The organism is Corynebacterium sp. AOP36-E1-14, from assembly GCF_052377495.1.
Classification (GTDB): domain Bacteria; phylum Actinomycetota; class Actinomycetes; order Mycobacteriales; family Mycobacteriaceae; genus Corynebacterium.
This window is the reverse complement of sequence record NZ_JBQSWV010000009.1, coordinates 37,450-57,192: the sequence shown is the minus strand read 5'-3', so window position 1 is coordinate 57,192 and position 19,743 is coordinate 37,450. Positions and strand designations below refer to the sequence as shown.

Annotated in this window: 19 protein-coding genes; 8 read left to right on the top strand and 11 right to left on the bottom strand. The window is 70.4% G+C overall.

The features are described 5' to 3' along the window. The first annotated feature begins 12 nt into the window (after window positions 1–12). The 3 genes from ACT3TD_RS06085 to ACT3TD_RS06075 are packed head-to-tail and all read left to right on the top strand — an operon-like array spanning window position 13 to window position 3,082. Window positions 13–1,338: a magnesium transporter MgtE N-terminal domain-containing protein gene (locus ACT3TD_RS06085; RefSeq protein ID WP_301442212.1), complete on the top strand. Its 1,326-nt coding sequence runs from the start codon at window positions 13–15 to the stop codon at window positions 1,336–1,338. A 17-nt stretch (window positions 1,339–1,355) separates the two neighbouring features. Continuing rightward, window positions 1,356–1,901, top strand: a complete 546-nt coding sequence (locus tag ACT3TD_RS06080; RefSeq protein ID WP_301442211.1) for a DUF1003 domain-containing protein — start codon at window positions 1,356–1,358, stop codon at window positions 1,899–1,901. Between the two features lie 50 nt (window positions 1,902–1,951). Then, window positions 1,952–3,082 (top strand): Mrp/NBP35 family ATP-binding protein, encoded by a 1,131-nt coding sequence (locus ACT3TD_RS06075; protein WP_301442210.1) that lies wholly within the window; start codon window positions 1,952–1,954, stop codon window positions 3,080–3,082. Between the two features lie 76 nt (window positions 3,083–3,158). Here the strand turns inward: ACT3TD_RS06075 and tatB are convergent, their stop codons facing one another. The 3 genes from tatB to sigE all read right to left on the bottom strand — a co-directional run bounded on the left by tatB (window position 3,159) and on the right by sigE (window position 4,889). Then, entirely contained in the window at window positions 3,159–3,728 is a 570-nt protein-coding gene (tatB, locus tag ACT3TD_RS06070) for a Sec-independent protein translocase protein TatB (RefSeq protein WP_367620294.1), read from the bottom strand. Between the two features lie 48 nt (window positions 3,729–3,776). Further along, entirely contained in the window at window positions 3,777–4,214 is a 438-nt protein-coding gene (locus tag ACT3TD_RS06065; protein ID WP_301442209.1) for an anti-sigma factor, read from the bottom strand. Between the two features lie 87 nt (window positions 4,215–4,301). After that, a complete protein-coding gene (sigE, locus tag ACT3TD_RS06060) occupies window positions 4,302–4,889 on the bottom strand; it encodes an RNA polymerase sigma factor SigE (protein ID WP_441579246.1) in 588 nt (195 codons plus the stop codon). Window positions 4,890–5,162: 273 nt separating this feature from the next. On the opposite strand from sigE, the gene ACT3TD_RS06055 reads away from it, so the two are divergent. Both ACT3TD_RS06055 and ACT3TD_RS06050 read left to right on the top strand, forming a co-directional pair. Further along, window positions 5,163–5,822 carry an O-methyltransferase gene (locus ACT3TD_RS06055; RefSeq protein WP_444614945.1) on the top strand — a complete coding sequence of 220 codons (660 nt, stop codon included), beginning with the start codon at window positions 5,163–5,165 and terminating at the stop codon, window positions 5,820–5,822. Window positions 5,823–5,892: 70 nt separating this feature from the next. Further along, the gene (locus ACT3TD_RS06050; RefSeq protein WP_444614946.1) at window positions 5,893–7,440 is read left to right on the top strand and encodes a GH32 C-terminal domain-containing protein; all 1,548 of its coding nucleotides are present in this window, start codon (window positions 5,893–5,895) and stop codon (window positions 7,438–7,440) included. Window positions 7,441–7,463: 23 nt separating this feature from the next. Here the strand turns inward: ACT3TD_RS06050 and ACT3TD_RS06045 are convergent, their stop codons facing one another. The 5 genes from ACT3TD_RS06045 to dapE form a co-directional block, all read right to left on the bottom strand. Further along, window positions 7,464–8,345, bottom strand: a complete 882-nt coding sequence (locus ACT3TD_RS06045; RefSeq protein ID WP_301442206.1) for a methyltransferase domain-containing protein — start codon at window positions 8,343–8,345, stop codon at window positions 7,464–7,466. 64 nt (window positions 8,346–8,409) lie between these two features. Continuing rightward, window positions 8,410–9,900 (bottom strand): aminopeptidase, encoded by a 1,491-nt coding sequence (locus ACT3TD_RS06040; protein ID WP_441579244.1) that lies wholly within the window; start codon window positions 9,898–9,900, stop codon window positions 8,410–8,412. Then, the gene (locus ACT3TD_RS06035; RefSeq protein ID WP_301442204.1) at window positions 9,897–10,169 is read right to left on the bottom strand and encodes a hypothetical protein; all 273 of its coding nucleotides are present in this window, start codon (window positions 10,167–10,169) and stop codon (window positions 9,897–9,899) included. The genes ACT3TD_RS06040 and ACT3TD_RS06035 overlap by 4 nt, the downstream gene beginning before the upstream one ends. Window positions 10,170–10,180: 11 nt before the next feature. Further along, the gene (locus tag ACT3TD_RS06030; RefSeq protein WP_441579243.1) at window positions 10,181–11,032 is read right to left on the bottom strand and encodes a TIGR00730 family Rossman fold protein; all 852 of its coding nucleotides are present in this window, start codon (window positions 11,030–11,032) and stop codon (window positions 10,181–10,183) included. Window positions 11,033–11,037: 5 nt separating this feature from the next. Further along, the gene (dapE, locus tag ACT3TD_RS06025) at window positions 11,038–12,165 is read right to left on the bottom strand and encodes a succinyl-diaminopimelate desuccinylase (RefSeq protein WP_444614966.1); all 1,128 of its coding nucleotides are present in this window, start codon (window positions 12,163–12,165) and stop codon (window positions 11,038–11,040) included. Window positions 12,166–12,276: 111 nt separating this feature from the next. Between dapE and ACT3TD_RS06020 the strand changes: the two genes are divergently transcribed. From ACT3TD_RS06020 to ACT3TD_RS06010, 3 genes are all read left to right on the top strand, one after another. Continuing rightward, window positions 12,277–13,731, top strand: coding sequence for an amino acid permease (locus tag ACT3TD_RS06020; RefSeq protein WP_444614948.1), 1,455 nt, complete (start codon window positions 12,277–12,279; stop codon window positions 13,729–13,731). Between the two features lie 55 nt (window positions 13,732–13,786). Continuing rightward, window positions 13,787–14,731 (top strand): 2,3,4,5-tetrahydropyridine-2,6-dicarboxylate N-succinyltransferase, encoded by a 945-nt coding sequence (gene dapD / locus ACT3TD_RS06015; protein ID WP_444614949.1) that lies wholly within the window; start codon window positions 13,787–13,789, stop codon window positions 14,729–14,731. Window positions 14,732–14,875: 144 nt separating this feature from the next. Next, window positions 14,876–17,515 (top strand): ABC transporter permease, encoded by a 2,640-nt coding sequence (locus ACT3TD_RS06010; protein ID WP_444614951.1) that lies wholly within the window; start codon window positions 14,876–14,878, stop codon window positions 17,513–17,515. Window positions 17,516–17,613: 98 nt separating this feature from the next. On the opposite strand, the gene dapC is transcribed toward ACT3TD_RS06010, so the two are convergent. The 3 genes from dapC to ACT3TD_RS05995 form a co-directional block, all read right to left on the bottom strand. Continuing rightward, a complete protein-coding gene (gene dapC / locus ACT3TD_RS06005) occupies window positions 17,614–18,756 on the bottom strand; it encodes a succinyldiaminopimelate transaminase (protein WP_441579609.1) in 1,143 nt (380 codons plus the stop codon). Window positions 18,757–18,796: 40 nt separating this feature from the next. Then, the gene (fdxA, locus tag ACT3TD_RS06000; protein ID WP_301443811.1) at window positions 18,797–19,120 is read right to left on the bottom strand and encodes a ferredoxin; all 324 of its coding nucleotides are present in this window, start codon (window positions 19,118–19,120) and stop codon (window positions 18,797–18,799) included. 166 nt (window positions 19,121–19,286) lie between these two features. After that, window positions 19,287–19,742, bottom strand: a complete 456-nt coding sequence (locus tag ACT3TD_RS05995) for a hypothetical protein (protein ID WP_444614952.1) — start codon at window positions 19,740–19,742, stop codon at window positions 19,287–19,289. Window position 19,743: the final 1 nt, after the last annotated feature.

Here is a 19,743-nt window from a genome sequence, read left to right as displayed (position 1 = left end):
ACCTCTAGTTCCATGAACTCCACTGCGAACGCCGGCAGGAACCCCAGCCGGATCACCACACGGTTCTTCGCCGGCCGTCTCGCCGGGATGCTCCTGCTCGGCGCGGACGGCGAGTCGCTCGGACGCGTCCGTGACGTCGTGTTGACCATCCGCTCCACCCGCGCGGTCGCTCTCGGCATCGTCGCGGAGGTCGGCGCGAAACGCCGCATCTTCCTCCCCATGGGCCGCATCGCCTCGATCGACCCGAAGGAGGTCACCCTCAACACCAGCTCGGTGAGCCTGCGTCCCTTCCGTTCCCGTGCCGGTGAGATCTCGGTGATGGAGGATCTCGTCGGGGCGATGGTGCACACCGACGACCCGGAGTTCGGCCACCTGGCCGGACGGGCCGTGGAGATCTCCGACGTGGAGCTGGAACGCACCCGGACCCGTGAGTGGGAGCTCAGCCGGGTGGCCGTGTTCACCCGCGGACGACTGGGCCGGCGCACCACCCCGGCGGTCATCCCCTTCACCCACGTCCACGGTCTGTCCGCCTCGGGTACAGGGCCGGTCGACATGGACGCCGAGCTGATCGCCGAGTTCGCCACGATGCGCAACGCGGACGTCGCCCACGCCCTGCGCGACATGGACCGGGAACGCCGGCTGCGCGTCGCCGCCGAGCTCGACGACGAGCGTCTGGCCGACGTCATCGCCGAGCTGCCCGACGACGAGCAGACCGAGATCGTGGAGGTGCTCAACATCGAGCGCGCCGCGACGATCCTGGAGGAGATGGACCCCGACGACGCCGCCGATCTGCTCGGTGAACTGCCCGGGGACAAGGCCGACGTCCTGCTCGAGCTGATGGACCCGGAGGAGTCCGAGCCGGTGCGCCGTCTGATGAGCTTCTCCCCCGACACCGTCGGTGCGCTGATGACCTCCGACGCGATCATCCTCACCCCGCAGGCGACCGTCGCCGAGGCCCTGGCGCACGCCCGCAACCCCGAGGTGCCGTTGTCGTTGAGCTCGCTGATCTTCGTCGTCCGCCCACCGCAAGCCACCCCGACGGGGCGCTACCTGGGGTGCGTGCACCTGCAGAAGCTGCTGCGCGAACCGCCGTCGTCCCTGGTCGGCGGCATCCTCGACCTCGAGCTTCCGGCGCTGCACCCGGAGGACACCGAGGAGACCGCGGCGCGCTACTTCGCCACCTACAACCTGGTCTCCGCGCCGGTCCTCGACGAGGACTCCCACCTGCTCGGGGTCGTCGGCGTCGATGACCTGCTCGACCACCTGCTGCCGGAGAACTGGCGCGACGACGACTGGCGCAGCAACCGCCGGGCTGCCACCACCACCCCGTCCGCCTGACGAGAAAGAGACACCCCATGCCCGACAATTTCTCCCGGACCGACCTCGACACCCCGTCGACGGGGCCTCGTCGCCGCCTGTTCGCCTACAACGACGACGCGGTGGGCGTCGGCGCCGAGAAGGTCGCCCGTTTCCTCGGAACCGGCCGCTACCTGATGTGGCAGACGATCATCGTGATCGTCTGGATCTGCCTCAACGTCGGCGGCTTCTGGTGGAACTGGGACGTCTACCCGTTCATTCTGCTCAACCTGGCGTTCTCCACGCAGGCCGCCTATGCCGCACCGTTGATCCTGCTGGCCCAGAACCGGCAGGACGACCGTGACCGTGTGTCCCTGAACGAGGACCGCCGGCGAGCCGAGGAGACGAAGGCGGACACCGAGTTCCTCGCCCGTGAGCTCGCCGGACTGCGCATCGCCGTGGGCGAGAACGTGACCCGCGACTACCTGCGCCGCGAACTCGACGACCTCGGGGACGTGCTGCGCCGCATCGAGGACAAGCTGGAGGACCGTCGCAACGACGAACTGCCGGACGACAGGGACGAGACGGCCGCCGGCGGTCGCTGACCGCACACGGTGATTGGCCCTGAATCGGGGTGGGCGTATCATCGGGGTCAATGTCTACTGTCACTGAATCAGCAGTTCGCAGCGCCCTGGACACTGTCGAGGACCCGGAACTCAACAAGCCGATCACGGAACTCGGCATGGTCAAGTCCATCGACGTCGACGGCTCGTCCGTGGCCGTCGAGATCTACCTCACCATCGCCGGTTGCCCGATGAAGTCCACGCTCACCACGCGTACCCGCGAGGCCGCGGAGAGCGTGGAGGGGGTCGAGAGTGTCACGGTGGCCACGGACGTGATGAGTGACGAGCAACGTCGCGAACTCCGCACCCAGCTGCGCGGCGGTGTCTCCGAGCCGGTCATCCCCTTCGCCCAGCCGGAGTCGACGACCCGCGTCTTCGCCGTGGCCTCCGGCAAGGGCGGTGTCGGCAAGTCCTCGGTCACGGTGAACCTCGCGACCGCCCTGGCGCGGCGCGGGCTGAACGTCGGTGTCGTCGACGCCGACATCTACGGTCACTCGGTGCCGCACATGATGGGCTCGAACCACCGCCCGCACCAGGTCGACGACATGATCATCCCGCCGCAGGCGCACGGGGTGAAGATCATGTCCATCGGGCACTTCCTCGAGGGCAACTCGCCGGTGGTGTGGCGCGGGCCGATGCTGCACCGCGCGATCCAGCAGTTCCTGGCGGACGTCTTCTGGGGCGACCTGGACATCCTGCTGCTCGACCTCCCGCCGGGAACCGGCGACGTGGCGATCTCCGTCGCACAGCTCGTGCCGAACGCCGAACTGCTGATCGTGACGACGCCGCAGACGGCGGCCGCCGAGGTGGCCGAGCGTGCCGGGAGTATCTCGGAGCAGACCCGTCAGCGCATCGGCGGGGTCATCGAGAACATGAGCTGGATGGACATGCCTGACGGCAGCCGGATGGACATCTTCGGCACCGGTGGCGGCCAGGTCGTGGCGGACCGGTTGAGCCAGCTCACTGGCGGGGAGGTTCCCCTCATGGGGCAGATCCCGCTGGACCCGAACCTGCGCATCGGCGGCGACCTCGGCAACCCGATCGCCATCTCCGAGCCGGACTCGGCCGCGGGCAAGGCACTCGGCGCGATCGCCGACAAGCTCTCCACCCGCCGGCAGTCCCTGGCCGGGCGTCAGCTGAACCTCGGGGTCGCCGGGCAGTAGCCGACCACGACACGTCTCAGGCGCCTCACCTTGCCGGGTGAGGCGCCTGAACTGTCTGGCCTACAAGTGTGTTGTCCTACATCGTGTCGTCGTAGCTTCCGGAGCGTCCCCAGTCCCGGGACTGACCGACCTCGTCCTGCTGGGGCAGCTCCACCCGGGGCTCCTCCCCGCCCACGGCCCCTGCCGAGCCGCCGTCCGCCTGAGGATCCGCCGCCCCCGCATCCGGAGCACCCACGGCGGGGTCTGCAGCGGGCTCTGCGGGAACCTCCGTGGGACGCGGCGGGTTCTTCGGGGCCTGCCCCGAGATCCGCGACCCGGTCCCCCGGAAAGCGCCGGTGACGTCCTTCGCCGAGGACTCCAGGTCCGTGAGGAAGCTGTCGTCGTCGTCCAGCAGCGTCTTGGTGATGAATCCCCGGGCGCCCATCTGCCGCACGCTGTTGAGCTGCGACAGCGGCTTGCGGAACTCCTCGAAGTCCTCCCCGAAGTCCTGGTCGAGTTCCTTGCGCGCGTCGGCGATGGCGTTGCGAGCGGCGAGCAGCAGGGCGCGGACGTCCGTGATCAGTCGCGGCAGGCGCTCGGGCCCGACGACGATAATGCCCACGACGACAATGATGAGGATCTCAACCCACCCGACGCTGGAGAACACCTGCCACGCCTCTCTCTCGGATCACTCGGTACTGACAACATCTCGATCCTAGCCCTCCCCCTGCTGACGCGGCGACTTCGAGCGGCCATTGGCCGTCCATCCCGTCGTGCGGCGCTGCACCTTGCGCGCGGCGGCCGCCATCCGGCCGGTCAGGCTGTCCGGCCGGCGGCACCCGTCGATGCCCACCGGGTCATGCTCCGCCGCCGCGTCCTGCTCCCCGGGGCCGGTGCCGTCGCAGTCGTCGGGGATGCGCGCCAGACGGCTCATCAGGCTGCCCGAGACGTGGATCTCGTCCATCGGGATGCTGCCCCGCAGTCGCTCGGCGGCCTGGCGTTGAGCCCTGACCTCCTCACGGCATTCCCCGCAGTGCACCAGGTGAATCCGGGCCCGGTGTTCGGCGCCGCGGGTCAATTCCCCGTCGACCAGCGCCGCAACGACCTCTGGGGTCAGATGACCGACATCTGACAGTCGCCCGACTTCCGACATGACTGGGACCTCCTCGTCGGCCTCGCACCTACCGTGCGCCGTCCGGCATCAACGGACTCAATGGCTTCGTTGCCATCGATGATAGCGCTAAGACTGCGGCACGTAGCTGAGTTCGCCGGCGGAGCGCTCCAGACTGGCCCTCAGCTGGGTCCGCGCCCGGTGGATGCGTGAGCGGACCGTGCCCATCTTCAACCCGAGGGTGTCGGCGATCTCCTCGTAGGTCATGTCGAGACCGTCACACAGGATCACCGCGACGCGGAACTCCGCGCTGAGATCGTCCAACGCCCGCTCCAGGGCCGGGTCGAGGTTGCTCATCTCGAAGGCCCGCTCCGGCCCGAGCCGGGTGCCCTCCACGCGGTCGTAGTCGTCCGGCAGGGCCTCCATCCGGATCGTACCGCGGTGGCGGACCATGTCCAGGAAGAGGTTCGTGGTGATCCGGTGCAGCCACCCGGAGAACGTGCCTGGACGGTAGGACTTCAGCGACCGGAACGCCCTCATGAAGGTGTCCTGCGTGAGATCCTCGGCGTCCTGCCGGTCACCGCTGAGCCGGTAGGCCAACCGGTAGACGCTGTCCGCGTGCTCCTGCACCAGCTCGCTCCAGCTCGGCATGTCGCCCTCACCGCGGTCGAAGGCGTCGGTCGCCCCGGTGGTGCCGGGGTCTGCTGCGGTGTTCATGATATCCATCCTCACGCACGTGCATTGCCACGGAGTACCTGGTCGCTTCGGTTTTCCTGTGAGGTTAAGGCGGACTCACCAAGAGGACCAGGCAGCAATTGACTTCGTCGTTAAATATATCGGTTACCTACCCTCGGTGGCAATACCGCTGCGGCACCCCTCCAGGCACAATGTTCACACTGGTATCCACGGTTCCCACGTTGTCCGCGAGCTGTGGCGACTCGCCGGGGGCGGTCACCGCCAGGACTCCCCGACACACCTACAGTTACAGCCGTGAACGCAGAATCCAGCTCCGCCCTCGACGCCGTCCGCGACTACGTCAACAGCACGGCCGCCACCGACGAGACACTCGACGCCGCCCGCGATTCGGCGAACGAGTACGGGCTGCTCACTCCGGACGCCATGACCGGCGAGTTCCTCACGTTCCTGGCGGCGCAGGTCACCAGCACCTCCCCCACGGCCGTGGTCATGTCCCCCGCCTACGGGGTGATCGGCCTGCACCTGTTCGCCGGGCTGCCCGGCGGGGGCCACGTCACCTGCATCGACCCCGAGGTCCAACACCAGGCGTTGGCACGCTCGGCGTTCAACGCCGCCGGGGTGCGCTCCAACGCGTACCGGTTCCTGCCCTCCGCCCCCCTGGTGGGCGTGTCGCGGCTGGCGACCTCCTCCTACGACATCATCGTCTCGCAGTCGGCCGTGGAGCACCTCACGGCAACGGTGGACGCCGCGCTGCCGGTCCTGCGCCCCGGCGGCATCCTGGTCCTGCTGGACTCCCTGCTGGACGGTTCCCTGGGCGACCCGGAGAACTCGGACCGGCAGACCCGCGCCGCCGCCGACGCCGAGGAACACCTGCGTTCCCTCGACGACGTCACCGTGGCCCGTCTGCCCCTGGGCGCCGGGTGCACCGTGATCACCACACACGCCGCACGGTAGTCCGGACGGCGGCGACGGTGGAGACGATTCCACGGCCCCGACTTTGCTAACGGTGGTATACAGGGATGCCGTGAACCGCTACAGACCTGAACTACACGTCACCGCGGAAGTCGGCGTTCTCGAGGCCCCAGCCGGAGCCCTGAGCCGGGGAGAGTCCCTCCATGTCTTCCACCAGTTCCGGCCACGACCTGACGCCGGTGCCCGGTGGGCCCACCAGGTCGCCTCCGGGATCCCCTACGGCTGGGACGTGTGCGACGACGTCCTCATCCCCCGCGACGACGAGATCGACTGCCTCGCCGGGTCCGCCGTGCCGGTGGACGACGGGGTGGAGCTCTTCTTCGTGACCACCACCGCCGCTGCCGACGCCGCGGGCGCCGCCGATGCCGCAGATGCCGCGCCGTCGTCCCTGCAGTCCAACGTCGTCGCCCACGGCCGCCGTGGGGCACGGGACTTCACCCTCCAGCGCGCACGCATCGCCGACCTGGCGTCCGCCACGACCGAGGTGTCGGACGACCCCAGCGTGGTCTCCCCCTTCGTCGAGCGCCTCGGCGCCGTCGACGTCGACGACTCCGCCTTCCCCGTCCACAACCTCGCCACCCCGTCGGTGGTGCGCCGGGGCGAGGGGTGGACGATGCTCGCCCTCGACCTCGTCGACGACGAGGACGCCCGCATCGTGGTGCTGGACTCCCCCGACCGCCAGTCCTGGACGGTACGCGGCGAGCTCACCTTCGTCGGCGAGTCCGTCCCCGAGGGACGCCCCTACGCCCCGCGCATCACGCTGATGACGGACCTGGGCACGGGCCAGGACCGGGTGGTCCTGTTCATCACCTACCCGGACGACAGCCTGGCCGTGGGCACGGACGGAGCGGCCGGCACGAAGTCCGGCGAGACGACCGGCTACATCGTCGGAGACCTCGACGGGACCACGTTCCGCACCGCCACGGACTTCCAGGTCCTCGACCACGGCCACGACTTCACCCGGCCCCGCCTGGTGCACGGCACCCGACCGGTGCTCTCCGGACTCGTGGGGGCCTTCCCGCACAGCGAGGACGGCGATGAGCCGGTGACGTGGGCGAACTGCCTGTCGGTGCCGCGCTTCCTCAGCCTGCGTGACGGACACCTCTACCAGGACGTGATCGGACTCCCCACCGCGGTCCGCTCCTACACCGACCGTGCGGCGGTCTACACCGCCCAGCTGTCGGTGGAGAGCGGTTCGGCCACCGTCGACGTGCTGGACACCGAGGGCAACGTCCTGCTCGGCATCACCCACTCCGGTGAGGAGGTCTCGGTCACCCGCGACGGTGACACCCGGTCGGCCCCGCTCGCCGACGCCGACAGCGACACACTGACCATCTTCGTCGACGGCCCGGTCTGTGAGGTCTTCGCCGACGGCGGGCTGGTCTCACTGACCACCGCGCTGACCGGTCCCGGTTCCTTCGACCGGTTCGCCGTACGTGCCACCGGTGGCGCCAGGGTGCTGTCGGCGATGGAGTCGTTGGGACGCCAGCTGCAGCGTCAGCTCGCCCACCTGGACGACCCGGAGGAGCAGGAGAAGCTCATCCGCGAGGCCGTGCTGGCCGACCGTGACCTCGCCGCAGGGGTCGACCCCGGCGAATAGGCCCCGGAGCCGACCCCCTCGACTCAGCCGAGTTGCGGGTCGCGCTTCAGACGGGTGATCGCCGCGCGGGCGGTCACCGTCATCGTCTCGGGCAACCCGGCGATCCGCTCGGCGAGCACCTTGGGGTGGATGTGGCGGGCGGACGGGCTCATGCCGATCTGCGCGGCGATGGACGCCTGGTCGAGGTTCATCTCGAACTCCACGTTCTGCGGCTCCCCCACCGGCACCAGGTGCCCGGACGCCTGGGTGATCATCCGCTCGACCTTCCCCTCCTCGACATCGATGATGCCCAGTGGTTCACGCAGTTCGGCGAGGTGCCCGGCGTCCGCGGTCAACACCACCACCTGCCCCTCCGGGGACAGGACGCGGGCGAACTCGGCGGCGTTACGCGGGGCGAAGATCACCGTCACCGCGTCGACGACGCCGTCGCGCAACGGCAGACGTGACCAGGCGTCGGCCACGACGGCACCGATGCGCGGGTGGCAGGACGCCAGCCGCTTGGCCGCCGGCACGGACACGTCGATGCCCACACCCCGGGAGTTCACGATGGAGTCCAGCGTGTGCGACAGGTAGTAGCCGGTGCCCGCACCGATCTCCACGACGGAGGGGTGCGCGTCGTCGGCGACCCCGGCGTCGTCGAGGGCGTGGCCGACGTTGTCGGTGATCGCCTCGACGAAGGGGGCGAAGTGTCCGCCGGACAGGAAGGTCTCGCGTGCCTGGATCATCTCGGCGTCGTCGCCGGAGTAACGCAGGCCCGCGCCACCGGCGAGGGTGACGTACCCCTGGCGGGCCACGTCGTAGTTGTGGCCGGAGTCGGACACCAGGGTCTTCCACGCGTCGTCACCGGCGCGCAACAGGGTGCCGTCCACCGGGTCGGCGAGCAGGTCGATGACATCAGAGAGCACGGGTGCGAGGTCTCCCCTCGGTTGCGGGACTAGTCAGAAACGGGACTGGGAAGCACCGGGTCGGCTACTTCCGGAACCACTCTACAAGAGTCCTGGCCGCGAACCCGGAGCTACCCCGGTCCACCTCGCCACGGACAGACTCGGACCACGACGGGCCCGTGGTGTCGAGCACCGTGCAGGGCACACCGGCGGCGAAACGTCGCAGGAACAGCGGCGCCACCAGGGCCTCCGGCCCGTCGGAGGCCACCGTGACGTCGGCGTCGCGGGTGCTGACCTTCTTCTCCAGGTGCGTCGGCGACGGCAGCGGCCACCACCGTTCACCGACACGGGCGCCACGCAGCGTGACGCGCCGGACGGCCTGGGCGTCGCGCGGGTCACCGCTGACGGCACCGGTGAGCTCCCCGAGCGCCGACTTCGACGCCGTGGTGAGCGCGCCGACGACGACCACGCGGCGCGGCCGGTAGCGCTGGACGCCGTAGGCCACCGCGTCGGCGGCCGCCAGCCGCCGGCACACCTCCGCGCGTTCCGCGGCCCCGCTGAACCCGGGGATCTGCGTGGTCGTGCCGTTGACGTGCTCGATGACGGCCTTCGCCCGCCCGGGGACGGACGCCGGCGCACTGTAGCCGTGCACGGGGACCAGGCCGACGACCTTCTTCGGCCCCTTGAGCTCGGCGAGGGCACGGATCACCGCGGGCACGGTGGCCCCGCCGACGAGCAGGACGTCCGGACGCTCGTCGGTGAGGTCTCCCTCGGCGGCCGCCGGGTCCCAGAACATCTCGACCAGCCCGACCTCGTCCTCACCGTCCGGGTCGTTGACGCTGGTCCCTGCCGAGGCGGTGGCCAGCAGGCCGCCGAACCCCTTGCGCTGCAGCCAACCGCGCCCGTGGGTCTTCACCCGGGTGCCCGGCACGTCGCCGAGCACGGCCTTGGCCTTGCGTCGCCACCACACCGAGGTCGCGGTCGGCGAGGGCACCGCGTCGATGTCACGGGCCATCATGGTCGCCGCTCCGAGCACCCGACCGCGGTGCACCGCGTCCTCCACCCGCTTGACCATGGCGACATCGCCACCGTCGGAACCGTTACCGTCGGAACCGCTGACATCGCTGACGTCGAGGTGCACGGAACGCACCTCCGCCGCGGCGTCCTTCCTGGTCACGACCATGGACCGGCCGCCCAACACGATGCCCATGGCGAGGTTGCGCAGGTTCTGGACCGTGGCGGTCCGGGGCACCCGGATCTGGACGGTGTGGCGCTTGGCGCGCACCGGGTGGGCGTCGATCAGCGTGCTGAGCCGGCGGCTGAGCACGGCTCCGGCGGCCCGCCAGCCGTCGTCGCCGAGGCGTGGCTCATCGGCCAGTTCGGCGAGGTCGGTCAACGCGGTGGGTTCAGCGGGCACACGGACCTCCCAGACCCCGTCCGCGGCAAGGTCCGCGGCGAGGTCCGCTGTGGACTTCTCGTCGACCAGCACCCGGCAGTCGACCACGTCGCTGCCGGTCACCGTGGTACCGACGGTGATCTCCGGGGTGGGACGAGGTAGGTTCGGGATCCTCTTCACAGGAGCTTCTCCTCGGTTTCGTGGTCGGTGGCCTGGGTATCACCCGGGGCGGTCCCCAGGTCGGACCGGAGGTCGGCGATCGTGGCGTCCCGCTCGGCGAGCTGGGCGGTGAGCCCCTCGATCCGCAGGGCGGCGTCCCGCTTGCCTGCCAGTCGCTCGGCCCGGGTGCTTCCCGGTGCCGCCGGTTCACGGTCGAAGACCACGAGCACGAGGTAGACCAGCACCAGGCCCGCGAGCAGGGCGGCGATGACGGTGATGAGCAGGTACATGGCAGCCGAGGTTACCCGAGATCCCCGGTGGCCCCGGCCTGCTTCTCCAGGTCCTGGAGCTCCCGGAGCAACCGGGCACGCTTCTCCTCCAGTTCCTCGACCTGCCCCTGGTGGGCGGCCACGCAGTACGCCACGGCCTCCTCCGGGGAGTCGGTGACCAGGAACAGGTCCGGATCACCTTCCGAGATCATGCCCTCGTCGACCAGCCGTGAGGTGATCCAGTCGACCAGGCCGCTCCAGAAGTCGCAGCCGAGCAACACGATCGGGAACTGGCGGACCTTGCCGGTCTGCACCATCACCAGGGCCTCGAAGAGTTCGTCGAGGGTGCCGAATCCGCCCGGCAGGCAGATGAAGGCCTGGGCGTACTTCAGGAACATCATCTTGCGCACGAAGAAGTAGCGGAAGTTCAGGCCCAGGTTCACCCAGGAGTTCAGTCCCTGTTCGTGGGGCAGTTCTATACCCAGCCCCACGGACAGTCCACCACTCTCGGCGGCACCCCGGTTCGGTGCCTCCATCAGCCCCGGACCGCCACCGGTGATCACGGCGTAGCCGGCCTCGTTGAGGCGGCGACCCAGTTCACACCCCGTGGCGTAGTAGGGGTGGTCCTCGGCGACGCGTGCGGAACCCCACACCGTCACGGCCTTGGGGAGTTCGGCCAGCGCCCCGAAGCCCTCCACGAACTCCGACTGGATGCGCATGACCCGCCACGGGTCGGCGTGCAGCCAGTCGGTGTTCGGCTGCTCGTCGAGGAGACGCTGGTCGGTCGTGGACCGCGGGTAGGGGGTGTTCGGGTAGACCCCGTCGATGCCCCGTCGCACCACCGGTCCCTGGAACGTGAACGGCTGGGGATTCTCTCTGCTCACCGTGCTTACCGTGCCTTTCGTGTCAGGTAGTCGATCAACTGGTCACTCACCGTCTCGATCATCTCCACCGGGCAGTTCTCCTGCGGGGTGTGGCACAGTCCGGGGTCGCCCGGTCCGAAGTTCACCGCGGGGATCCCCAGCGAGGAGAACCGGGCGACGTCGGTCCAGCCGTACTTGGCGCGGACGTTGCCACCCGTGGCGTCCACCAGGGCGAGCGCCGCGGGCTGGCTGAGCCCGGGCAGCGCACCCGGCGCGAGGTCGTCGACCTCGACGCTGAAGCCCTCGGCCGGGGCGTCCGGCGTCCCCACACCGAGGACGTCGAGGGTGTGGGCGAGCGCCTGCTCGCCGGAGCGATCCGGGGCGAAGCGGAAGTTGACGAACATCCACGCCTCATCGGGGATGGTGTTCGTGGCGACCCCGGACTCCAGGTGGACCACGTTGAGGCCCTCACGGTAGGTGCAGCCGTCGATGGTGACGTCGCGGGGGGTGTAGTCGCTGATGCGTGCGATGACCCCGCAGAGCCGGTGGGCGGCGTTGTCGCCCAGCCACGCGCGCGCCGAGTGCGCGCGCGTGCCGTGGGCGGTCACCCGCAGCCGCAGCGTCCCCTGGCACCCGGCCTCGATGACCGCGCCGGACGGCTCGCCCAGCAGGGCGACGTCGCCGACCAGCCACTCGGGGTGGGCGGTGACGAGGTGGCCCAGCCCGTTGTAGCGGGTGGCGACCTCCTCCCCCTCGTAGAGCACCAGGGTGAGGTCGTGGGCCAGCTCCGGCGAGCCGGCCAGCGTCGCGAAGGCGTGCAGGTAGACCGCGTCGCCGGACTTCATGTCCACCGAGCCGAGCCCGTGGATGGCGTCGCGGCCCTCCCCGTCCGCCCGGCGCACCGAGGGGACGTTGTCCGCCACCGGGACGGTGTCGATGTGCCCGGCCAAGATGACGCGGGTGGGCCGGCCCCGGTTCGTCCGTGCGACCAGGGTGTTGCCGTTGCGGTCCACGGTGACGTGGTCGTGTTGGGCGGCGAGTTCGCCCAGCACCCGCTCCAGCGCGTCGGCGATGTCCTTCTCCTCGTGGGAGACGCTGGGGATGTCGACGAGCGCCCGGGTCAGCTCCACCGGGGAGCCGGTCAGGCCGGACAGGGTCAGTTCGGTGGGATGGTCGTTGACGGGGGGAGTCGAATTGTTCATCGTGCCCTCACTCTAACGACCTGTGCCGGAAACCGTCTGCCCAGTGTGCGAGAATTTGAACCTATGAGTACACAGCACGCCGGTTCCCCCGCCGGCCAACCCTCCGATCCGCAGGGGGCCGACCCGGCCGAGGCCGGAAACAGGGATCTCGGGCACAGCCTGAAGGTCCGGCACCTCACGATGATGGGACTGGGCTCCGCCGTCGGCGCCGGTCTCTTCCTCGGCACCGGGGTGGGCATCAAGGCGGCCGGGCCGGCCGTCCTGCTGTCCTACATCGTCGCCGGCATCATCGTGGTGTTCGTGATGCGCATGCTCGGCGAGCTCGCCGCGGCACGTCCGGCCTCGGGCACCTTCGCCACCTACGCGAAGATGGCCCTCGGCCCCTGGGCGGGGTTCTCCACCGGCTGGTTGTACTGGTTCATGCTCATCATGGTGATGGGCACCGAGATCACCGGTGCCGGGGCGATCATGGGCAACTGGTTCGGCGTGGACGGCTGGATCCCCGGGCTGATCTGCGTGGTGCTGTTCACCGTGATCAACCTGGCCTCGGTGCGTGGCTTCGGTGAGTTCGAGTACTGGTTCTCCTTCGTCAAGGTCGCCGTCATCGTCTTCTTCCTGGTCGTCGGCGCGCTGCTGATCTTCGGCCTGCTGCCCGGCCACGAGGCGGTGGGCGTCGACAACTTCACGCCCTTCGCCCCCTACGGCATCTCCGGCATCGCCGCCGGTCTGCTCGCCGTCGCCTTCGCCTTCGGCGGTATCGAGATCGTGACGATCGCCGCCGCGGAGTCGGAGAAGCCCAGCGAGGCGATCACCGCCGCGGTGCGTGCCGTGGTGTGGCGCATCTCGGTGTTCTACCTGGGTTCGATCCTGGTGATCGTCGCCCTGCTGAACGTCTCCACCCTCGACGAGGCCGACAGTGCCGCGGACTCCCCGTTCACCCGGGTGCTGGCCATGGCGGACGTCCCCGGCGTGGTCGGGTTCATGGAGGCGATCATCGTGCTGGCGCTGCTGTCGGCGTTCAACGCGCAGATCTACGCGACCTCCCGGCTGACCTTCTCCTTCGCCCACCAGGGCAACGCCCCGAAGATGTTCCGCAAGGTCTCCGCGCAGAAGGTGCCGACCGCCGCGGTGGTCTGCTCCCTGGTCTTCGCCTTCGTCTCCGTCGGCCTGCAGGTCTGGGGCCCGGACAACCTGATCAACATCCTGTTCAACGCCGTGGGCGGTTGCCTGCTGGTGATCTGGTTCATCATCGTGCTCAGCGAGCTGCGGCTGCGACCGCAGCTGGAGGCCGAGGGCAGCCTGAAGGTGCGCATGTGGGCCTGGCCCGTGCTGCCGATCATCACGCTGGTGGCCCTGGTCGGCCTGGCGGTGCTGATGCTCTTCGACGAGACCGCCCGCGACCAGGTGGTCACCGTGGCCATCGCGTTCACCGCGGTCAGCCTGCTGGGGCTCTACGTCACCCGCCACCACGCGCGCACGGAGGCCAGGGAGGCTGAGGAAGCCGCCGCCGGCGCCTAGCGGCACACCGGGTACCGGCCGTGCGCCCACCCGGGTCCGGGTAGACTGACTCACCATGACTGCCGCTTACGGAACCGGAATCGCGACACTGACCGCAGACGACACCGTCCTGGACGTGTGGTACCCCGAGTTCGGCCTCGGGGCCGCACCGGGTGCCCCCCTGGACCTGACCCACCTCGAGGGCGAGGACGCCGACCGCGGCGTCCGGCGCACCGTGGTCTCCACCGTCATCGACGACCTGGACGCCACCCCCACCGACACCGCCGACGTCTACCTGCGTCTGCACCTGATCTCCGGACGTGAGATCCGCCCGCACGGTTGCAACCTGGAGGGCATCTTCGGCAAGCTCGCCAACGTGGTGTGGACGAACTTCGGCCCCTGCGCCGTCGACGGCTTCGAGGCCACCCGCGCCCGCCTGAGCCGCCACGGCCGGGTCACCGTGCTGTCCGTGGACAAGTTCCCGCGCATGGTCGACTACGTGGTGCCGTCCGGGGTGCGCATCGGCGACGCCGACCGTGTCCGCCTCGGCGCCCACCTCGCCGAGGGCACCACCGTGATGCACGAGGGCTTCGTGAACTTCAACGCCGGCACCCTGGGCTCCTCGATGGTCGAGGGCCGTGTCTCCGGCGGCGTCGTCGTCGGCGACGGCTCCGACGTGGGCGGCGGTGCCTCGATCATGGGCACCCTGTCCGGCGGCGGCAAGGCCGTGATCTCCGTGGGTGAGCGCTGCCTGCTCGGCGCCAACTCCGGGCTGGGCATCTCCCTCGGCGACGACTGCGTGGTCGAGGCCGGCATGTACGTGACCTTCGGCACCAAGGCCGTGGTCTCCGGCGACGTCGCCTCCGCCCTCGGCGTCGAGGACGGCGCCACCGTGAAGGCCTCCGAACTCTCCGGTGTCTCCAACGTGCTCTTCCGCCGCAACTCCGTGTCCGGCGCGGTCGAGGCCGTGGCCCGTCGCAGCGGTTCGGTGGAGCTCAACGAGGACCTCCACAAGAACTAGACCGGGGGCTCGCGCCCGCTCTCCTCCCTCTCCCCGCTCTCCTCCCTCCTCCAGGGCCGTCGGCGGCCCGGAAAGCTCTCCTCTCCCCATGGGACTCCCCGCAGCCTCACCTGCCCTCCTGCTCCCCACCCTCACCCGCCCCCGATGAGCGCGGCGGCCACCGTCCTGCGGCTGAGCACCCGCGGGCTCCGCGCACACCTCGGTCGCCTGCTGCTCACGGTGCTGGCGGTGGTGCTCTCCACCGCGTTCATCTCCGGCACCGCCGTGCTGTCCGGGGTGCTCGACGACTCCGTCGACCGCCTGCTCTCCCCCGGCCACGGCCGCGCCGAGGTCGTGGTGCTGCCCGGCGACGGTCACCTCGTCCTGCCCGACGACATCCCCGACCGCCTGCAGGACGACCCGCTGGTCGACCGGCTCACCGTGCTGGACCGGCGCAGCGTGGTGCTCACCCGCGGCGGCGCGGACAACGGGACGACCGTCGACACCGGCGGCGTCCCGGTGCGCCCGGGCCCCTGGCACGACGCGTCCACCGCCCTGGACCCGGACACCCGGATCGTCGAGGGCACGGAACCCGCCCCCGGCGAGGTCGCCCTCGGTGCCGACGTCGCCGCCACCGCCGGACTCGACGTCGGTGACGAACTCACCGTCAGCCACGCCGCCGGCGACCTGCAGGTCACCGTCGCCGGGCTCTACCACAGCGACGGTGACGGCGGCGGCGCAGACGGTGCCGTCCGCCTGGCCCTCAACGAGGACGACTACCGCAGCGAACTCGCCGCCGACGGACTCCCGGGCCTCGGCCTCACCGTCGCCGGGGGCAGGTCCGCCGGCGACGTCGCCGAGAAGCTGGACGGGGAGCTCTCCGGCCAGGACGACTCTCCCTCGGTGCGCACCGCCGAGGCCCTGGCCGCCCAGGAACGCTCGCCCGCCACGTCCGGCCTGGCGTTCCTGCGCTACACCCTGGCGGTGTTCGGTGCACTGGCCCTGGTCGTCGGCATGTTCATCATCGCCAACACCTTCGCGATGACCGTCGGTCAACGCCTACGCGACTTCGCTCTGCTGCGCGGCCTGGGCATGTCGCGGATGCAGGTCGGCGTCTCGGTGCTCGCCGAGGCCGTCGTGATCGGCGTGCTCGGCTCCGTGCTCGGCGTGCTGGCCGGCGCCGGCGCGGTCGTCGCCGGGCTCTGGGCGACCGCGAAGGTGACCTCCGGACTGCCGCTGCCCGAGCCTGCCGAGGTCGCGTCCTCACCGGGTGCCGCGACGGCCCTGGTGCCGTTGGTGCTGGGTACGGTCACCACCGTGGTCTCCGCGTGGGGACCTGCCCGACGTGCCGCGGTCGCCTCCCCCACCGTCGCCGACGCGCAGGACGTCGCGACGCCGTTGGTCCGGCGCACCATCGTCGGCGGCGTCCTCGCCGTGCTCGGTGCCGCGGCGACGGTGCTGGCCGTGGTGACCGGGGACTGGGACTGGGGCACCAGCGTGCGCGGCGGCCTCTGCGCGGCGGGGCTCCTGGCCGTGCTGCTGGGCACCTACCTGCTCTCCCCGGGGGTCTCCACCGTGGTCGTCCCGGTGCTGGGACGCTGCCTCGTGGGGGTACTCGACCTCGTCCCGGGGCGTCCTTTCCGCGCCCCCGGCGGACTCGCGGTCCGCAACGCCGGACGCACCCCGCGCCGCACCGCCGGCACCGCCTTCGCCCTCACCCTGGGCCTGTGCCTGGTGACGGTGACCGGGATGACCGGAGCGTCCACCGCGGCGTCGATGCGTGAGGTCATCGACACCGAGGTCACCGCCGACCGGGTCGTCGCCGCCCCGGGCGGGGCCGTCGATGTCCCCGTGCCCGGAGAGGCGGTGAGCGCGGTCCGCGACACCGACGGGGTGGGCTCCACCTTCACCGTGGCCAAGGCGTTGGCCATGGTCGGCGACCCGTCGCAGCACGACGGCGGCACCCTCCCCCTGGTCACCGTGAGCAACGGCGACCCCGCCGGCGTCCTGGACGTCGGCGGGGTCCACGGCGACCTCGACCTGGGCCGCGAGGACGGTGTCACGATGTCGGCGTCCTACGCCGCCGACAACGGCTGGCAGGTCGGTGACATGGTGCCGGTCGCCGCGCCCGGGCAAGGCCGCTCGGTGACCATGCCGCTCAAGGGCACCTACGAGGGGTCCCGGGTGCTCGGCGACGTCGTCGTCGGGGCGAGCGCCTACTGGCGGCTCGCACCGGGCGCGCAGGGACGCGGCGGTCACCGCGTCCTCGCCCTCTTCGTCGCCGGCGACGGCTCGACCGGTCCCGACGAGCTGGACACCCGGCTCGCCACGACCCTGGCCACCACCCCGGCCACCGACGTCCTCACCCCGGACGAGTACGCCGGCGAACAGTCCCCGCTGATCGACCGGGTGATCATGGCCGTCTACGCCCTGCTCGCCCTCGCCGTCGCGGTGGCGGTGCTCGGTGTGGTCAACACCCTGGCGTTGTCCGTGGTGGAACGTCGCGCCGAGATCGGTGTGCTGCGGGCCGTGGGGGTCACCCGTGGGCAGGTCCGGCGCATGGTGGTCGTCGAGTCGCTGCAGACCACCCTCTACGGGGCGGTGCCGGGCGTGCTGCTCGGGCTGGGTGCCGGGTGGGCGGTGCTCACCGTGCTCTCGGACGTGGGACTGTCGGTGCTCAGCGTGCCCTGGGGCCTGCTGGGGGCCGTCCTCGGCGGGTCCGTGGTGCTCGGCGTCTGCGCCGCCGTAGCCCCGGCCGTGCGCGCGGCCCGGGTGCCACCGCTGGACGCCGTCGAACCGCGGTAGGAGCCGTCGGCACGACCTGTCGAGGCAGCAACCCCGCAGGCTGGTCGGACCAGCCTGCGGGGTTGCTGCCTGAAAGCGGGTGCTTCCGCCTGGGCGGTCTACTCCGCCTGCCCGGCGAGGCGACGCGCGGCGGTGACGATCTGCTCGTCGGTGGCGGTCAGCCCGATACGCACGTGCTCGGCGCCGGAGGGACCGTAGAACTCGCCCGGGGCGACCAGGATGCCGAGCCCGGCGAGCCGGTCCACGGTCTCGCGGCACGGTCGGCCTTCGGTGGCCCAAAGGTACAGGCCGGCCTCGGAGTAGTCGATGCGCAGCCCGGCGACCTCGACCGCTGCGGACAGCAGTTCGCGACGCTTGCGGTAGCGCTCCTTCTGCAGGATCTCCTGGCCGTCGTCCTCGAAGGCTGCCACGCTGGCGGCCTGGATCGGGCCGGGCATCATCAGCCCGGCGTTCTTGCGCACGCTGAGCAGCTCGGCGATCAGGTCACGGTCGCCGGCGAGGAACCCGGAGCGGTAGGACGCCAGGTTCGAGGTCTTCGACAACGAGTGCACCGCGATGAGGTTGGTGTGGTCACCGTCGCAGACACGCGGATCCAGCACGGAGACCGGCGCACCATCGTCTCCGGACTCGGCACTGTTCCAGCCGAGGCCGAGGTAGCACTCGTCGGACACCACGACCACGTCGCGTTCACGGGCGAACTCCACGACCTTGCGCAGGTGCTCGACACCGAGCACCTTGCCGTGCGGGTTGGCCGGGGAGTTGATGAAGATCATCGCCGGGGCCTGCGGGCCCAGCGCCACGAGCGAGTCGCTGCGCAGCACCTCGGCACCGGCCAGCTTCGCGCCGACCTCGTAGGTCGGGTAGGCCAGCTCCGGGATGACCACGGTCTGCCCGGGTGTGACACCCAGCAGGAACGGCAGCCAGGCGATGGCCTCCTTGGTGCCCACCACGGGCAGGACGGCATCCTCCCCGACACCGGTGACGCCGAAGCGCCGGCCCACGGCCGCGACGATCGCCGCGCGCAGGGCCGGGGTGCCGACGGTCTGCGGGTACCCCGGTGCCCCGGCACTCTCCGCCAGGGCCAGCTGGATCGACGGGGCGACCTCGTCCACCGGGGTGCCCACCGACAGGTCGACCATGCCGTCGGGGTACGCCGCGGCGGTGGCTTTGGCGTCGGCCAGCGAGTCCCAGGGAAAATCCGGGAGTTCTGCGGAGAGCGTTCGGCGGGTGCTGCGCGGCATGCGGTTTCCTCTGGCTGTGGTGGTTTCTGCTTGTCCGGTGCTAGTCCTGGTTCTGCGGCGGGAGGTTCGTGATGCCCTCCACGTCGAAGTCCTGCGGGCCGAGCTTGGCGGCTCCGCCCGGGTCACCCAGGTCGTCGAAGAAGGCGACGTTGTAGTCGATGTAGTCCTCCCACTCGTCCGGCAGGTCGTCTTCGTAGAAGATCGCCTCGGTCGGGCACACCGGTTCGCAGGCGCCGCAGTCCACACATTCGTCGGGGTGGATGTACAGCGAACGCTTGCCCTCGTAGATGCAGTCGACGGGGCATTCTTCCACGCACGCCCGGTCCATCACATCCACACACGGCTGCGCGATCACGTAGGTCATCTCGTTGTCACCTTCTGGAGTTCGTCACTGTCAAGGATTCTCGGGGTCTTGTCTCTTGGTCTAGCTCGGTGGGTCCCGGAGTCACCGGGTCCCGGTGGCCCGCACCTGTGAGGTGTGCGCACCGCAGTCGTGGCTGCTGCACAGCCGTTCGTCGAAAGTGATCATCTCACTTCAACCGCAGTAATGCCCAACCACCCCCGGCCGCCCCCAGTGCGAGCAGCAGGACCGCCCACACGGTACCGCCGAGGGGCGTGTCTCCGCCGGTCCCCGGGAGCACCGGCCAGAACAGCAGGACGCTGTACGTCGCCAGCCACACCCACAACGGTGTCGCGGCGACCCGACGGTTGTCGGTCCACAGCATCGCCGTCCTGACCAGCACGAAGTTGAACCATGGTGCGGCGACGACCGGCCAGGGGAACGGGATCGAGACCTCACCGACGGTGATCTTCGACCCCAGGTACAGCGCCGACAACAGGGTGGCGACGACCGCGCCGACGCACAGCCAGACGATCCCCGCCACCCGTTCGGAGCGTGAGGTGTCACGACGGACCTGCGAGCGCTCCGGGTCTCCCCAGTGCGGCTCGGCGGTGCGGGACGTGTCCGTCCCGTCCTGTGCGCCCATC

Bases quoted from the DNA above. Each gene is read 5' to 3' on its own strand.
- ACT3TD_RS06085 (WP_301442212.1), top strand. From the start codon at position 13: ATGAACTCCACTGCGAACGCCGGCAGGAACCCCAGCCGGATCACCACA.
- ACT3TD_RS06080 (WP_301442211.1), top strand. From the start codon at position 1,356: ATGCCCGACAATTTCTCCCGGACCGACCTCGACACCCCGTCGACGGGG.
- ACT3TD_RS06075 (WP_301442210.1), top strand. From the start codon at position 1,952: ATGTCTACTGTCACTGAATCAGCAGTTCGCAGCGCCCTGGACACTGTC.
- ACT3TD_RS06065 (WP_301442209.1), bottom strand. From the start codon at position 4,214: ATGTCGGAAGTCGGGCGACTGTCAGATGTCGGTCATCTGACCCCAGAG.
- sigE (WP_441579246.1), bottom strand. From the start codon at position 4,889: ATGAACACCGCAGCAGACCCCGGCACCACCGGGGCGACCGACGCCTTC.
- ACT3TD_RS06035 (WP_301442204.1), bottom strand. From the start codon at position 10,169: ATGTACCTGCTCATCACCGTCATCGCCGCCCTGCTCGCGGGCCTGGTG.
- ACT3TD_RS06020 (WP_444614948.1), top strand. From the start codon at position 12,277: ATGAGTACACAGCACGCCGGTTCCCCCGCCGGCCAACCCTCCGATCCG.
- dapD (WP_444614949.1), top strand. From the start codon at position 13,787: ATGACTGCCGCTTACGGAACCGGAATCGCGACACTGACCGCAGACGAC.
- ACT3TD_RS06010 (WP_444614951.1), top strand. From the start codon at position 14,876: ATGAGCGCGGCGGCCACCGTCCTGCGGCTGAGCACCCGCGGGCTCCGC.
- dapC (WP_441579609.1), bottom strand. From the start codon at position 18,756: ATGCCGCGCAGCACCCGCCGAACGCTCTCCGCAGAACTCCCGGATTTT.
- fdxA (WP_301443811.1), bottom strand. From the start codon at position 19,120: ATGACCTACGTGATCGCGCAGCCGTGTGTGGATGTGATGGACCGGGCG.
- ACT3TD_RS05995 (WP_444614952.1), bottom strand. From the start codon at position 19,742: ATGGGCGCACAGGACGGGACGGACACGTCCCGCACCGCCGAGCCGCAC.